The 14,049-nt window shown below is 36.1% G+C and carries 13 protein-coding genes; 2 read left to right on the forward strand and 11 right to left on the reverse strand.

Annotation, left to right across the window (positions count from 1 at the left end):
• Nucleotides 1–56: 56 nt before the first annotated feature.
• From cccB to DEX24_RS12450, 5 genes are all read right to left on the reverse strand, one after another.
• The gene (cccB, locus tag DEX24_RS12430; protein WP_109306733.1) at nucleotides 57–374 is read right to left on the reverse strand and encodes a cytochrome c551; all 318 of its coding nucleotides are present in this window, start codon (nucleotides 372–374) and stop codon (nucleotides 57–59) included.
• A 119-nt stretch (nucleotides 375–493) separates the two neighbouring features.
• Complete coding sequence (locus tag DEX24_RS12435) at nucleotides 494–1,732, reverse strand: EAL and HDOD domain-containing protein (RefSeq protein ID WP_109306734.1); 1,239 nt, start codon at nucleotides 1,730–1,732, stop codon at nucleotides 494–496.
• 526 nt (nucleotides 1,733–2,258) lie between these two features.
• Complete coding sequence (locus tag DEX24_RS12440; protein WP_109306735.1) at nucleotides 2,259–2,729, reverse strand: S-ribosylhomocysteine lyase; 471 nt, start codon at nucleotides 2,727–2,729, stop codon at nucleotides 2,259–2,261.
• 259 nt (nucleotides 2,730–2,988) lie between these two features.
• Nucleotides 2,989–3,642 carry a VTT domain-containing protein gene (locus DEX24_RS12445; protein WP_373863554.1) on the reverse strand — a complete coding sequence of 218 codons (654 nt, stop codon included), beginning with the start codon at nucleotides 3,640–3,642 and terminating at the stop codon, nucleotides 2,989–2,991.
• A gap of 121 nt (nucleotides 3,643–3,763) precedes the next feature.
• Nucleotides 3,764–5,740 carry a S9 family peptidase gene (locus tag DEX24_RS12450; RefSeq protein WP_307725566.1) on the reverse strand — a complete coding sequence of 659 codons (1,977 nt, stop codon included), beginning with the start codon at nucleotides 5,738–5,740 and terminating at the stop codon, nucleotides 3,764–3,766.
• Nucleotides 5,741–6,032: 292 nt separating this feature from the next.
• Between DEX24_RS12450 and DEX24_RS12455 the strand changes: the two genes are divergently transcribed.
• Nucleotides 6,033–7,391, forward strand: coding sequence for an amino acid permease (locus DEX24_RS12455; RefSeq protein ID WP_109306737.1), 1,359 nt, complete (start codon nucleotides 6,033–6,035; stop codon nucleotides 7,389–7,391).
• Between the two features lie 57 nt (nucleotides 7,392–7,448).
• Here the strand turns inward: DEX24_RS12455 and DEX24_RS12460 are convergent, their stop codons facing one another.
• From DEX24_RS12460 to lplA, 6 genes are all read right to left on the reverse strand, one after another.
• Nucleotides 7,449–7,709, reverse strand: a complete 261-nt coding sequence (locus DEX24_RS12460; RefSeq protein WP_109306738.1) for a hypothetical protein — start codon at nucleotides 7,707–7,709, stop codon at nucleotides 7,449–7,451.
• A 285-nt stretch (nucleotides 7,710–7,994) separates the two neighbouring features.
• Entirely contained in the window at nucleotides 7,995–9,935 is a 1,941-nt protein-coding gene (locus DEX24_RS12465) for an FtsX-like permease family protein (RefSeq protein WP_109306739.1), read from the reverse strand.
• Complete coding sequence (locus tag DEX24_RS12470) at nucleotides 9,907–10,680, reverse strand: ABC transporter ATP-binding protein (RefSeq protein ID WP_109306740.1); 774 nt, start codon at nucleotides 10,678–10,680, stop codon at nucleotides 9,907–9,909. Before DEX24_RS12470 ends, DEX24_RS12465 begins: the two co-directional genes overlap by 29 nt.
• Before the next feature lie 16 nt (nucleotides 10,681–10,696).
• Nucleotides 10,697–11,686, reverse strand: coding sequence for a sensor histidine kinase (locus tag DEX24_RS12475; protein ID WP_109306741.1), 990 nt, complete (start codon nucleotides 11,684–11,686; stop codon nucleotides 10,697–10,699).
• Nucleotide 11,687: 1 nt separating this feature from the next.
• Complete coding sequence (locus DEX24_RS12480) at nucleotides 11,688–12,392, reverse strand: response regulator transcription factor (RefSeq protein ID WP_109306742.1); 705 nt, start codon at nucleotides 12,390–12,392, stop codon at nucleotides 11,688–11,690.
• Nucleotides 12,393–12,426: 34 nt separating this feature from the next.
• Entirely contained in the window at nucleotides 12,427–13,419 is a 993-nt protein-coding gene (gene lplA / locus DEX24_RS12485; RefSeq protein WP_109306743.1) for a lipoate--protein ligase, read from the reverse strand.
• A gap of 142 nt (nucleotides 13,420–13,561) precedes the next feature.
• Here lplA and yhfH point away from each other — a divergent pair, with 142 nt between their 5' ends.
• Nucleotides 13,562–13,687 carry a protein YhfH gene (yhfH, locus tag DEX24_RS12490; protein ID WP_109306744.1) on the forward strand — a complete coding sequence of 42 codons (126 nt, stop codon included), beginning with the start codon at nucleotides 13,562–13,564 and terminating at the stop codon, nucleotides 13,685–13,687.
• Nucleotides 13,688–14,049: the final 362 nt, after the last annotated feature.

Genomic DNA, 14,049 nt, shown 5'->3' on the forward strand with positions numbered 1-14,049 from the left:
TTCCATACAAAAAACGAGTAAATGCATTAATGGCATTCGCTCGTTTTTTGATTTGCTTATTTTTGGGTCGCTAACCAATCAGCAACCGCCTTTGCTTCATCACCAGTTACAATACCACCTGGCATCGCACCTTGGCCATCTTCAATAATTTTTTGGATATCCGCAGCTGATTTACTAGCACCAATTTTTGAAATATCCGGTGCGCTACCATTGCTTAAATCACTGCCATGACAACTAATGCATTTTTGCTGTGCAATCTTTTCTCCGTCAACCTTGACTGATTTATTCCCGTCGCTCGCATCATCTTTATTCGATCCGCATGCACCTAATGTTAATGCTGATCCGATTAACAGGGCAAATAAAAGCTTTTTCATGTGGGTCGCCTCCAATTATAATGATAGTTCGCACTCATTATAACAAAGTACTAGCCCTTATGAAACATTTGACTGACGTATAATTCTGACAACTTTAGCAATTTTCAGCGATGACAGCCTTAAATTAACTCTAAGTTAGTCGTCCATTTATTGGCTTGCTCCGCATAGGTCAATAAATCATCTGTCGTAATTGCAACCGATTGTTGCAGTATTTCTATTTTTTGCCAATCTGTACGCTCCAAAGCAATCGCCATATTCAAAATTGCCGACATTTCAGCATGTGTTCCTGAAATCGCATCGATAATCTCATCCGATAGCGGTAGCTGCGTCAAAATTGTATTTAATGGTTTTTCTAATAATGCATCAATCAATGAAAACATGCCTACTAAAAAGTATTCTGAATAATTACGATAGCCTGCTTTTTTGGCAATCAATTCACATAGTTTGGCTCTGCATAACGAGGCTTTCATGAGTTCCTCATAGAGATCCGATCCTTTTTTACGACCTGATTCACGATAGGCTAATATATAGACCCATTTTTGTAAATCTGTTAAACCAAGTAATAAAATCGCCTGTTTAATAGAACGAATTTTTTTCTTCGTACGTTTTGACGATGTGTTGATTAGTTTTAATAATTTAAATGATAGCGCCACATCATGCTCAATTTGCTCTGCCAACTCATCAATATCTGGTTCAGGATTTTTTAATAATGCGATTACCTGATAGTATTGCAACATATTTGCTGGTATTTCATTGCCTTTAATAATTTGTGGTTGCATAAAATAATAGCCTTGAAAAAGCCTATAACCAGCCATTCTTGCTTCAAAATAGTGCGTACGTGTTTCTACTTTTTCAGCCAATAGAATAATATGAGGGTGTTCTTTTTTTAAACGTTGCTCCAGTGTAAAGCGCTGTTCTTCCGTTGTTGAGAGAAAATCGACTTTAATGATATCTGTCTGCTGGAATAGTTGTGTATATAAATGAATATTCGATTGAATCATAAAATCATCGAGTGCTATACGGAAGCCCATTCGTTTAATTTGCTTCAAGCGTCGAATTAGTGTCGCGGTAATTGGAACATCTTCCAATACTTCCACGACAATGTCTTTTGGAGACAAACTTTCAAAAATATCGCTCATAATTAATTCTTCAGTAAAATTAATGAAGCATGGTGTACCATTTGCTAATTCATCAAAACCAATCGAAAAGAATGAATTAATCAATACTTCAATCGTTGCTCGATTTGAATCTATTGCTACAAACTCATTTCTTTCCCCGCCGCTTCTATAGAGCAATTCATAGGCAAAGAGCTTTTCATCCATATCAAAAATCGGTTGTCTTCCGATAAATATTTCCATTATCTTACCCCTTCACTACTTTGCTTACCTAATCGAAAAATATGACTAAAGTATGTATTTTATTTCTATGTTACATAAAATAGACCCACTACACAAGTGTATTTATACTTACTAAATTACTAGTATTTGCATTTTTTATTTTCTACTGATACTTCCTAGTCGTGAATCAAGTGAACTTCGCAAAATTACTGGGCTAAATGAAAACACTCTATTTATAGTGAATTTGGTAAAATTAACTCTCCATACGACAAGATATGCTTGTCTCCATCCATCTTTTTCATCTTATTTATGAAAGTTAAAAATGAGCCTGAGACACACGTATTTTCAACAGAGAAAATCCCGTATGATTTTTCGAAATCATACGGGATTATTCATTTCAATCCATTTATGCTGCGAAAAATGCTTTCCGCGGACATGGGCTTCAAACGCCTCGTCACTGCATTCCTGTGGGGTTTTCTGCGCGTTCAATTGATTTGATTATTTGCATTGGAGACATACTATTTTTGTTCTGTCCCAGGCTCATTTGTTATGATGGTGAAAATATCTCTGACCATGAAGCCCGTTGTGCAAGCATCTCTTGTGCAAGTTGTTGAGCACCCTCCAAACTATGACTTGCAGCCCAGCCACATTGAATCTCATTGCAAGCAGGAACGGATTGTGCCACGGTTACATCTTGTAATGTTTTTTCAAGAATTGTCAACACTTCTTCATAGTCACTATGATTGATCAGTGACAGATAAAATCCAGTTTGACAACCCATGGGACTAAGATCGACTACTTGATTAGTATGTTCGCGTATTCTCTCCGCCATTAAATGTTCGAGCGAGTGTAGTGCTGGCATATCCATATGCGCCTTATTAGGTTGCTTGAAACGAAGGTCATACTTATATACCTCATCACCATATTGCCCTTTTTTAATGCCTGCAAGTCGAACAAATGGTGCGACTACTTTTGTATGATCCAAATTAAAACTTTCTACATTCATTTTCTCTGTCATATGAACACTCCTCTGTTTAATTATGAGAATATTCTAACATATTAAAAGTGAATAATATAGTTATCCTTTTCAATTCCTATAGAATAACTATGTTTTTTGTTATTTAGTATGCGCCAAGCTATATATAAATCATCATCAGGCCTATTTTTCTACTGCAATGCTCCATATGTCTGGCTGACAATCTCCTGCTATAATCAAAACCAAAAATGCACCGTAATGAGTTGGTTATCCCTCCTAATTACGATGCATGCATTCACTATTATTTACTTGTTTGTGGTTTTTTTCTCGATTTAATAAAACCAAATAGAGCCGGGATAACTGATAGTAGGATAATTACGATTAAAACCGTAGAGAAATTATCGCGTACAATTGGAATATTACCAAAGAAATAACCTAGCAGTGTACAGCTTAATACCCATAACGCTGCACCGATTACATTGTACATGAGGAAGTAGCCATATTTCATGCGGCTTGCTCCCGCTACAAATGGAATAAATGTACGTATGAATGGCATAAATCTTGCTATAACAATGGTTTTACCACCATGTTTATTGAAAAAGGCTTCTGCTTTGTGCATTTTATCTTGATTAATAAATCGGCCCATAAAAGAACCGGGTGTAATAGTCGTACCCACTTTTTTACCAATTTCATAATTGAGTGAGTCACCTAACACGGCGGCTGTGAAAAATACAATTAATAAAATAGGAAGGCTTAAAGAGCCTAATGCTGAAAATGTACCTGCTGCAAATAAAAGAGAATCACCTGGTAAAAATGGGAAAATAACAACACCTGTTTCGACGAATACGATACTAAATAAAATACCATATGTCCAATTACCAAAATCTCTTATAATCTCTACTAAATGCTGATCGATATGCAGGATAAAACTAATGATGCTTTCAATCATCATAATCATCGTCTAAACTCACAACCCTTTTCTATACATTCTATGTTAATCATACGTTTTTCGGTCATTACTGTCACGTATTACGTAACGATTCGAATATAAAAAGGTTGCTAAAAAACAAAAAATATTACAATTTTTTGTCGAACCAATCGGTAATTACCGATAATCTTTCCTGTCGTAAGTTTGGTAGGCCGGTACGCGATAAATTATGGCTCGCTTGTGGGAAACGGATAAAGCTAACTTCCTTGTTCTTTCGCTTCATCGCTACATATAGTTGCTCTGCCTGTTCAATCGGACAACGATCATCGTTTTCACTATGAATAATCATCAATGGCGTTGTCATTTGATCTACGTATTTTAATGGTGAATGCAGCCATAATTTTTCTAAATCTGTCAAATCAACTGTCATCTGCCACTGCGTAAAGTAATAACCAATGTCTGAAACACCATGCAAACTAACCCAATTTGAAATAGAACGTTGCGTTAATGCAGCTTTAAAACGCGATGTATGCCCAATAATCCAGTTTGTCATAAAGCCTCCATAGCTACCACCTGTAACGCCTAAACGATCGCGATCAATCCAACTATGCTCATCTAAAATAGCATCCACAGAAGCCATTAAATCACGGAAATCACCACCACCATAATCCCCCCTTACTCCATTGACGAATTGTTGGCTATAACTGTGGCTTCCACGTGGATTGACATAGAGAACAGCATAATCTTGAGCCGCAAGTACTTGCATTTCATGAACAAATGTATTGGCGTACATCATATGTGGTCCACCATGAATCGCAAGTATTAACGGATATTTTTGCCCCTCTTTATAATGAGCTGGCTTCATAAACCAACCCCATACCAATTCTCCATCACTTATTGTATTGATCATTTCCGGTTTGATCATTGTCGTCGCTTGTTCATATTCACGATTAAATGTAGTGAGCTGACACATCTCTCCTGTTGCAATTTCTAATCGATATAATTCACCAACAGTTGTTGTTGTGCTGACAGTTAATAGTGCATAAAGACCATCCTTTGTAACATCATAGCCATAGACATGCTGTTCTTCTGGGGATGCTGGATAAATCGCACCATTTAATGTTGCATAATACAAGCGAACATCTCCCATTGATGACAGTTGGAAGTACAGGTCATTGTCTATCGTCCAAACGACTGAAGGTGCATGTGCATCTTGTTGAACATCACCGATAGCATAATCACCAACAGGTAAATCCATCTCTTGCGTTAATACCATATGATATTTTTCGTTCATATTATACACATAAATTTGGTTATGCATAGCATTCTTATACGGTTCATTTAGCGAACCTTCAAATGCTAACCACTGATCATCATATGAAAATGCCGCTCCGCCAAATTGACCATCCTCTGCCATAACAATTGTTTGCTCAAATGTTTGGCTATCAATTAACACTAATTTACTTGTGAAATCATCATCATTGGCTTGTGAGCTTACTGTCACAGCAAGCATCTTACCATCATGTGACCTACTTGAAATCGTATAGTCATTATCATCTTGCGTGATTCTTTCTATCGCCTTCGTTGCTAAATCAATTTTACCAAGTTGATTTTTTTTCGTTACATCGAGCAAACCTATACCATCTAATTTATAGCGCAAGCCATCTACAAAATAAGCATGTGGATTTTTATCTACTTTTTCACTTTGCGTTATGCCAAATGACTCTCCTGCCTTCACCTTAGCAGTAAAATATAGTTCTTTATTATCTTCGGACCAACAGTAGGAGGATAAATTATCAAGATTGTCTGTAATGAGCTGCGCCTCACCACCATCTTTATTCAATATATACAATGCTTTTTTATCATTTCTAGTGGAGTGAAACGACACATATTGCCCATCTGCTGACCACTGCACCATCGCTATTTGTTCCTGAGCAAAGGTCCATTGTTGTAAATCCATTGTTAGTAAATCGACATGCCATAATTCAGCGTAATATGTATTTTTTTCGTTGTCCATTATCGTTTTAATAAATACTGCCTCAACATCATTTGGTGAAATAATGGGCTGCGTAATCGAATTTAAATCGTATAAATCTTCTTTTTGTACAAATTTAGTCATTTTCATTCATTCCTCCTCTTTAATTCATTATAGTATATCCCCTTCATTTATTACAAAAAATTGTATTTTATGAGCAAATAAGGTATGTTGTTAAAATAATAGGGATGAACACCTCAATAGTATATGGAGACAACACTAGTTATAACTTGAGAAACACTTTATATAATAATAATAGTCGGAAGTATATTTATTTTCTGAATAGTACAGTCAAAATAAGTTGTTTATATCATGAAAAATAAAAAACTCTATGCTATTATATTATATAAACATTATAAAATCACATCGAGGAGTTGTTTACATGAGCAACAAGCAACCTGGGCTTCAAAGGGGTTTAGAATCACGACATATTACACTAATGTCACTCGGTGCTGCAATTGGCGTCGGACTATTTCTTGGCTCAGCTGGTGCCATACAACTAGCAGGGCCAGCTGTATTAATTACATATGCACTTGGTGGATTAGCCATCTATTTAGTTATGAGAGCATTAGGTGAAATTGCAGTTGAAAATCCAGTAGCGGGTTCTTTTAGTCGTTATGCACAAGATTTTATTGGACCACTTGCTGGTTTTATTACCGGTTGGAATTATTGGTTCCTCTGGATTGTGACATGTATGGCTGAAATCACAGCAGTTGGTATTTATATGACTTTATGGTTCCCAGACTCTCCACGTTGGATCTGGGCATTGGCTGCTCTTGTCTTAATGACATTAGTCAATCTCATTGCAGCAAAAGTATTTGGGGAATTTGAATTTTGGTTTGCGCTCATTAAAGTGGTTGCGATTATCGCGATGATTCTAATTGGATTAGCCATTATTCTCTTTGGTATCGGCAACAGTGGCGATGCCATGGGCTTCTCTAATCTTTGGTCACATGGTGGATTTATGCCAAACGGCTTTAGCGGAGTAATCGCGGCATTACCGATTGTTATGTTTGCCTACTTAGGCGTTGAAATGATTGGTGTAACCGCTGGTGAAGCGAATAACCCACGTAAGACCATCCCAAAAGCGATTAATACGGTATTATGGCGTGTGCTCATTTTCTATATTGGTGCCATTACTGTTATTTTAGCCATTTATCCTTGGAATGAAATGACTGGAGATCAAAGTCCATTTGTCATGATGTTCGAAAATGTCGGCATTCGTTATGCTGCAGGTATTTTAAACTTCGTCGTACTAACAGCTGCTTTATCCAGTTGTAATAGTGGTATTTTCAGTACAGGTCGTATGTTGTTTAATCTAGCAGGTCAAAAACAAGCACCTAAGATTTTTCATCATGTTGGCAAAACTGGTGTACCTACAATTGCGATTATTTTTTCGGCAATTGTATTATTAATAGGTGTTGTATTAAATTACTTCTTAGATAAAAAAGTCTTTATTTATATTACAAGTGTATCGACATTTGGGGCTGTATGGACATGGATTATCATTCTCGTATCCCAAATCAACTATAGAAAAACATTAACAAAGGAAGCCGTTGCCAAGCTGACTTTTAGAAACAAATTCTATCCGTTTGGTTCTTATTTCGCCATTGCCTTTCTACTAATGGTTGTGGTCTTAATGTTCTTCAATGATGATACACGTATCGCCTTAATTGTTGGACCTTTATGGATTGCGATCCTTGTACTATTCTATGTAATTCGGAAAGATAAAATGAAATAAATAATGAATAAAAACCCGTTTGAAGTCAGTTTTTCTGCCTTCAAACGGGTTTTCTTTTTATTTTTTATGTTGAGAATCTTCATCTAAATCAATATCCATTGGCTTATGATATTCGTCTTCAGTATGCTGCTCTACTTTTTCTTTTGTTTGTGTGATAGGCGATGAACTGTCCATATTAGGTGAAACACCTCTGGTCATATCATCAAATGGTTTGAATTCGCTATCAATCGACTTCTTGCGAATCACCAGTTTGACAATTGGTATTAAAATAAGAATTAATAGTAATATACTGACTGCAATTGCAATAAAATTCCCCATAATAATCGCCCTCCTCACCAAATTTTTAAACAGTTACTGCATCTAGTGTACATTTATTCACTAAAAAAAGAAAATTCGCAACTGGTTAATTTTGTCTATTGTATAGTGAGTAGTTGATTCAGCAGCTGTTTGCATGAATGGACTAACGCAAAAATTCCCCACGCTCAATATTCGATAGCCTGATTGAATTCTTTCATGTCAACGGATGATCCGGCATCAACTGAAGCTGAAAATAGCAACAAATAGCATAAAATCAAAAAAAAAGAGTGAAGCCCTTGCCCCACTCTATGTTCCAATTTTCAAATGTGCTAAATAACGCCAACGAATTAAATAAAAATAAAATACTTGGATACAAGTAATCAAACTCATCACAAAAAGAATTTCTTTCATAATTGATAAATCTGCGATTCCTTTCCAAAATACTTGCAACGCTATAAAAGCAAATGTGCTATTTAACATCGCAATTCCCCATGGTAGGAAAAATTGTGGAATGAGTTGACGATTGACGAGTTTACGCATTTCTTTAGATGTTAAGCCCATTCTTTGTAGTGTTTCATACTGTTTCTTTTCTTCTTCTAAGTTCGTATATAACTTAAAGTAAATAAAACTTCCAGCAGCTAAAAAGAATACGGATGATGCAAGTAAACCAATAAATAATAAGAGTGCAAATGTCGAACGAATAAACGAATAATCCAAACCAGTATTTTCAAAATAGAAAGGCAGATTGTCTTCATTCCCCGTTGCGTACGCCGAGTTCATAATGGCATCGAGATTATGGCCAATTGTTTTTGTTTCCTGCCATTTTGGTACATTGAAAATATAAAGATGCCTTGATGAGGATACGCCATCAAGCCCCTTAATTGGTGCATAAATAGATTCAAAATCCTTATCATTGACAATAATTTGATTGGTTCCCATTTTATCTGCAGCGAAAATAATTTTAGGATAGGCCGATTCAATATGCAATTTCACATTGGATTCCTTTAAAACCGTTGTAACATTTTCTTTTTTCAATGATTTTAACGAGTCTTCCGAATAGGCTAAAAACATCGATTGTCCTTTTTTCAGTGATACGAGAGGATAACCAAGTGACATTGCTAAATTATTAAGATCCGTTTCACTTATAATACGCACCGGCGCTTCTGTATTTGATGATGTCTGTCTTTTGACAACCACCCGATCTAGACGATAGCTCAGTTTCGCATCCTGTAGTTCCGATTGTATTTGCTGGACATGCGCACGTTCATAGGGGTTTTTCAACGTACTTGTGTAGACCAAGCTTAACGGATTCAGTTGATGGTATTGGTGTGAAAATGTCGACAGTGAACTCAATGTACCAATTGCTAAAAAAGCAATCGTTGATACCATGCTTGAAATGAAAAACATGCGCGAGTTTTCCTTCAACATCCCCCCTACTTCAGATACAGAAATAAGACGATATTTATGCCAGTAAAGTCGTTTGTTTTTCTTAATAATTTTTAAAAACACTTGGATTGAGTCCGTGAAAAATAAATAGGTTCCTAACGTGATGACTGGTGGTAATAACCCTGCTAAAGTAAGTAAATTATCCTTTGTCGTATGCGCAGCTGCATAATAACCGACACCTAACAGTAAGAAACCCGCCAATGCGCGCACCCAAGAAAATTTGACATCTTGTAATGTCTTTTGGTAGCCACGAATAAGATGAAGTACATTATCATCCTTTATTGTTAGTATGCTGACATACGATATGACGATGAATAATGTCGTAAATGTACCAATTGTTAAAGCAAATGGTTTCCACGAGAAATAGAGCATTAATGATTTTATATCTAATATTTCGCGTACGATCATAAAAAAGAATTTAGAGAATGCAAAACCAAATAGAATGCCTACTACTATAGACGTCATTCCGATTATTAATATTTCAAATAACACGAGTTTATTCAGTTGTTTTTTTTCCATTCCTAAATGGATGAGAATACCAAACTCCTTTGATCGCGCTTGTAAAAAAGCACGCATGGAATAAAACAGAAAAAATAACATAAATAATACTAAGATTACTTCTGCAACAAGCATGCCACGAAAAGCTATTTCGGTAACGAATTCATTTTCCACCCTCGGATGATACATAAGCATGGAATAGATGAAAAAAACCATCACCGAGGAAATACTAGCCATAAAAAAAGCAGCATAGATTCGGCGATTTCGAATTACATTACGGAAGGCGAGCTGACGTAAAGTCACCGACATTCCCCCCCAATAAACTTAGGACGTTTAAGATGCTTTGAAAAAAAGTTTGACGCTGGTTATCACGATAAATTTCATTGAAATACTCGCCATCTTTAATAAAAAGTACGCGATCACAATAACTAGCAGCAATCGGATCATGCGTTACCATAACAATCGTAGCATTTTCACGCTTATTGATACGTCCGAGTAATTCCAAAACATCTTTTGTTGATTTTGAGTCTAAGTTGCCTGTTGGTTCATCTGCTAAAATAAGCATAGGTTGGTGTATGAGCGCACGTCCGATAGCTGTTTTTTGTGCCTGTCCGCCAGATATTTCATTTGGGCGTTTCTCTAAAATCGATGTAATACCTAACTCTTGCGCCAATTGTTGCACCCGTTGCTGCATTTCCACTACTTTTACATCTGCTAAAGTGAGTGGCAACACCATATTTTCTTCGACATTTAACATTTGTAAAAGATTAAAGTCTTGAAAAATAAAACCAAGTTGTTTACGTCTAAACTGAGCCAATTCTGTTTTATTCAATGCATGTGGATTCACACCATTTAATTCAATATGTCCTGAAGTGGGACGATCAATCGTTGATATTACGTTTAAAAGTGTCGTCTTACCACTACCTGATGGACCCATAATTGCGACAAACTCACCTTTTTCAACCTCAAAGCTAAATTGATTTAAAGCGCGATGAGTCACCTTGCCCTCATAAACCTTTGTCACATCTTCAATTTTCAATAAAGCCATGATAATCCCTCACCTTTCATGAATATTTAAAATAAATAGTAATCGTCGTACCTTCATCCACTTGCGATTCAATCTTCATATGATGATCGAGCTTCTTACAAATTTCCTGAGCCAAAAATAGACCCATTCCCGTTGATTCGCCTGTTTTACGACCATTTTCTCCAGTGAAAAAAGCTTTTGTCACACGTTTCAAATCATTAGGTGGGATACCAATTCCTTCATCACGAATTTTCAATGATACACCGTGATCGCTATTTTCTGAAGAAATATATACTTTTTTCCCTTCTTCAAATGTATATTTCACAGCATTTGTTAAAAATTGTCCAATGATAAACTGGAGCCATTTTGAATCCGTTGTTACTTCGATCATGTCATCGATATCAATTGTTGGAAATACCCGTTTTGTAATGAATAAGCGCTTATGCTGATTGACGACACCGGTAACAATTTGTTTCAAAGATACTTTCTCAATTTTCATATCTTCTTCAAATGTATCTAGTCGCGCATTCATCAGAACGGATTCCAAACCATGTTTTAAACGTTCTACTTCTTCTTCAACACTTTTTTTATCGAGTGGACCCTCTTCTTGTAATAATAGCTCCATAACGGCCAATGGTGTTTTCATCTGATGAACCCACTGATTCATAAACTGTAAATGTCTATTTTGCTTAGCATATAACTCTTGCGCCTCCAACTGGTAGATACGATAGAGTTCATGCATATAAAGCTCCACTTGCATATGCTCTGGTGTTTTCGCATTATTTTGTAATGCATCATCCATTGTTTTGGGCATCTGTATAACTTTTTGATAATAGCTTTGTCGCATAACATAACGAGATGCTAAAAATGTACAGGTTAAAACGATTGAAATAATAATAGAATAGATTGCTGTATCTACATTGCGAAAGCCGTCTAGCCAATAGAGTAATAAAATGAAGGCGACAATAAATACTTCAAAAAGTACGAAGCCCGCATGGTCACGAGCAAATAGTTTAACGCCCTGCATATTAGGCCTCCTCCGCACTTAGTACGAAACGATAGCCTGCTCCACGGACAGTTTCAATCGTCGACTTAATATGATAATCTGCCAGTTTTTTTCGCACGCGTGTCATATTAACATTCAATGTATTTTCATCGACAAAAGCTTGGTCATCCCATAGCTCTTCCAATAATTTTTCGCGTGATACAACACGTGGTGCTTCACCCATCAATAATTCTAAAATAACACATTCTTTTTTTTGCAATGGAATTTCATCCTCTTTTGTATGCAGTTCCATACGTTCTAAAAATAAATGTAATTGACCAATTTTAATGATTCTTTCCTCTTGTTTTGCTGCATATTCACCATAGGATCTTCGTAAATGACTTTTGATTTTTGCGAGAACAATCTCATAATGGAACGGTTTTGTTATAAAGTCATCCCCACCATTTTCAAGTGCAAAAATTTGATCCATTTCTCCTGAACGGGCTGAAATATAAATAATTGGTACCGTCGTAAATTGACGGAGCTGACGGCACCAATAATAGCCATCGTAAGAAGGGAGGTTTATATCGAGCAATACGAGATGTGGATCGAATGCGTTGAATTCTTCAACAATTTTATCAAATGCTTCAACAGTTGCTACTTCATAATGATATTTACGTAAAGTTTGCGCTAACATTGAAGCGATTTTTAAATCATCTTCAACGATTAAAATACGATGCTTCTCCATGTTCGTCCCTCCTCTATATAATGCTTTAATTCTTTTAATACATTAATTGAACAAATTCGTCAGTTGTTACTCCACCAAAATATTTTGGTATATCAACTGTTTCTAAAGCTGCATGAATAGCTGACGCTTCGTAACGTACGCCCTTTAATGCCTGTTCAACGTCTACCATATCACCGACACCAAAGAAATCACCAAAGATATGAAGATCTTCAATCAATCCTTTTTTCACTTCTAAGCGCAAATCAATCAATCCAGAAGCGAATTTTTTAGAGCGTTGCGTATTGAATTTTGGCGATTTACCATAATTCCATTCCCATGTTTGATAGCGTTCTTCAGATAATTTATGAATCGCTTCCCAATCGGCTTCAGTTAATTCATAATATTTAATGTTTTCTTCTCCACCAAAGATTGAATGTAAGATTGCTAGGCGGAAATCTTCAATCGTAATCGTTTTATCCTCTAAATGTTCAATAATATTCGTCACACGTGAACGTACTGACTTGATTCCCTTGGACTCCATTTTTTCTTTTTTCGGGCGTAGTGCGTTCACAACCTCATTAATATCTGCATTAAACATTAATGTACCATGGCTAAACATTCTGCCCTTTGTCGAGAACATGGCATTACCTGATATTTTTTTACCATCGGCTAAAATATCATTACGACCTGACAACTCCGAATTGATTCCCATATTTTTCATCGCATCAACAACTGGCTGCGTAAATTTTTTAAAGTTTTGGAAATTGTCGCCCTCATCCTTCGTTAAAAAGCTGAAATTCAAGTTTCCTAAATCATGATAGACTGCGCCACCACCAGAAAGTCTACGAACTACAATAATACCATTGTTGTCTACATATTCCGTATTAATCTCTTCCACTGTATTTTGATTGCGCCCAATTATTATTGATGGTTTGTTTATGTAGAAAAGTAGTAACCCTTCTTCAACATCTAAATTTGTTAACGCATATTCCTCAATTGCTAAATTTATTCTTGGATCTGTAATCCCTTTATTATCAATGAATAACATCTGTTTTCCAGCCCCTTTTCATTACTTTCACTACTATTTTACTTTATTTTTTCACTTTTGTGTTGACATTTAATCTTGTGTTATAATACAATACATATTAACAAATCAGTAATATAACAGATTGCTTAGGAGGCGAATTCGAATGTTAGAAAACGTTGTAGAATTTTTCAAGAACCTACCGGACAAAAACTGTGCTACTTGTGGTGAAAAAATCGAAGAACAAAGCGAGTGTTATTCTAATACTTGCGACCATTGTGAATCACTTTAAGCAAACTGTTATACAACTGGGCTAGGAATTCCCCAAAAATATTCCTAGCTACACGCTCATTCTACATTTCTATCTGAACCATAGAATATGAGCCTATAATTAATTTGCTTACTTCTGTATTATTCGCGAAACGAAAATACACTCATAAGCGCCAGACTCTGAACCAGTCTAGGCGCTTTTTTCTATTGAGACAACTGAAAATCAGTTTCTGTATCAAATAGTGCGGTGGCGTGATGTGATTCTGTCACATCCTGCCATTTTTTATGCGTTCATTTCATACGAAAGGGATTCTCTCGTCTACATCTACATGCATTTCGTTTTCATACGTAAATGTCACGCGCCAGCGTCTTCTAAAGAATTAA

Origin of the sequence: Kurthia sibirica (assembly GCF_003143975.1) — a bacterium.
Taxonomy (GTDB): Bacteria; Bacillota; Bacilli; order Bacillales_A; family Planococcaceae; genus Kurthia; species Kurthia sibirica.

What these genes read in the sequence shown, in the direction of transcription:
- cccB (WP_109306733.1), bottom strand. Translation starts at nt 374, where the DNA reads ATGAAAAAGCTTTTATTTGCCCTGTTAATCGGATCAGCATTAACATTA.
- DEX24_RS12435 (WP_109306734.1), bottom strand. Translation starts at nt 1,732, where the DNA reads ATGGAAATATTTATCGGAAGACAACCGATTTTTGATATGGATGAAAAG.
- DEX24_RS12440 (WP_109306735.1), bottom strand. Translation starts at nt 2,729, where the DNA reads ATGACAGAGAAAATGAATGTAGAAAGTTTTAATTTGGATCATACAAAA.
- DEX24_RS12450 (WP_307725566.1), bottom strand. Translation starts at nt 5,740, where the DNA reads ATGAAAATGACTAAATTTGTACAAAAAGAAGATTTATACGATTTAAAT.
- DEX24_RS12455 (WP_109306737.1), top strand. Translation starts at nt 6,033, where the DNA reads ATGAGCAACAAGCAACCTGGGCTTCAAAGGGGTTTAGAATCACGACAT.
- DEX24_RS12460 (WP_109306738.1), bottom strand. Translation starts at nt 7,709, where the DNA reads ATGGGGAATTTTATTGCAATTGCAGTCAGTATATTACTATTAATTCTT.
- DEX24_RS12470 (WP_109306740.1), bottom strand. Translation starts at nt 10,680, where the DNA reads ATGGCTTTATTGAAAATTGAAGATGTGACAAAGGTTTATGAGGGCAAG.
- DEX24_RS12475 (WP_109306741.1), bottom strand. Translation starts at nt 11,686, where the DNA reads ATGCAGGGCGTTAAACTATTTGCTCGTGACCATGCGGGCTTCGTACTT.
- DEX24_RS12480 (WP_109306742.1), bottom strand. Translation starts at nt 12,392, where the DNA reads ATGGAGAAGCATCGTATTTTAATCGTTGAAGATGATTTAAAAATCGCT.
- lplA (WP_109306743.1), bottom strand. Translation starts at nt 13,419, where the DNA reads ATGTTATTCATTGATAATAAAGGGATTACAGATCCAAGAATAAATTTA.
- yhfH (WP_109306744.1), top strand. Translation starts at nt 13,562, where the DNA reads ATGTTAGAAAACGTTGTAGAATTTTTCAAGAACCTACCGGACAAAAAC.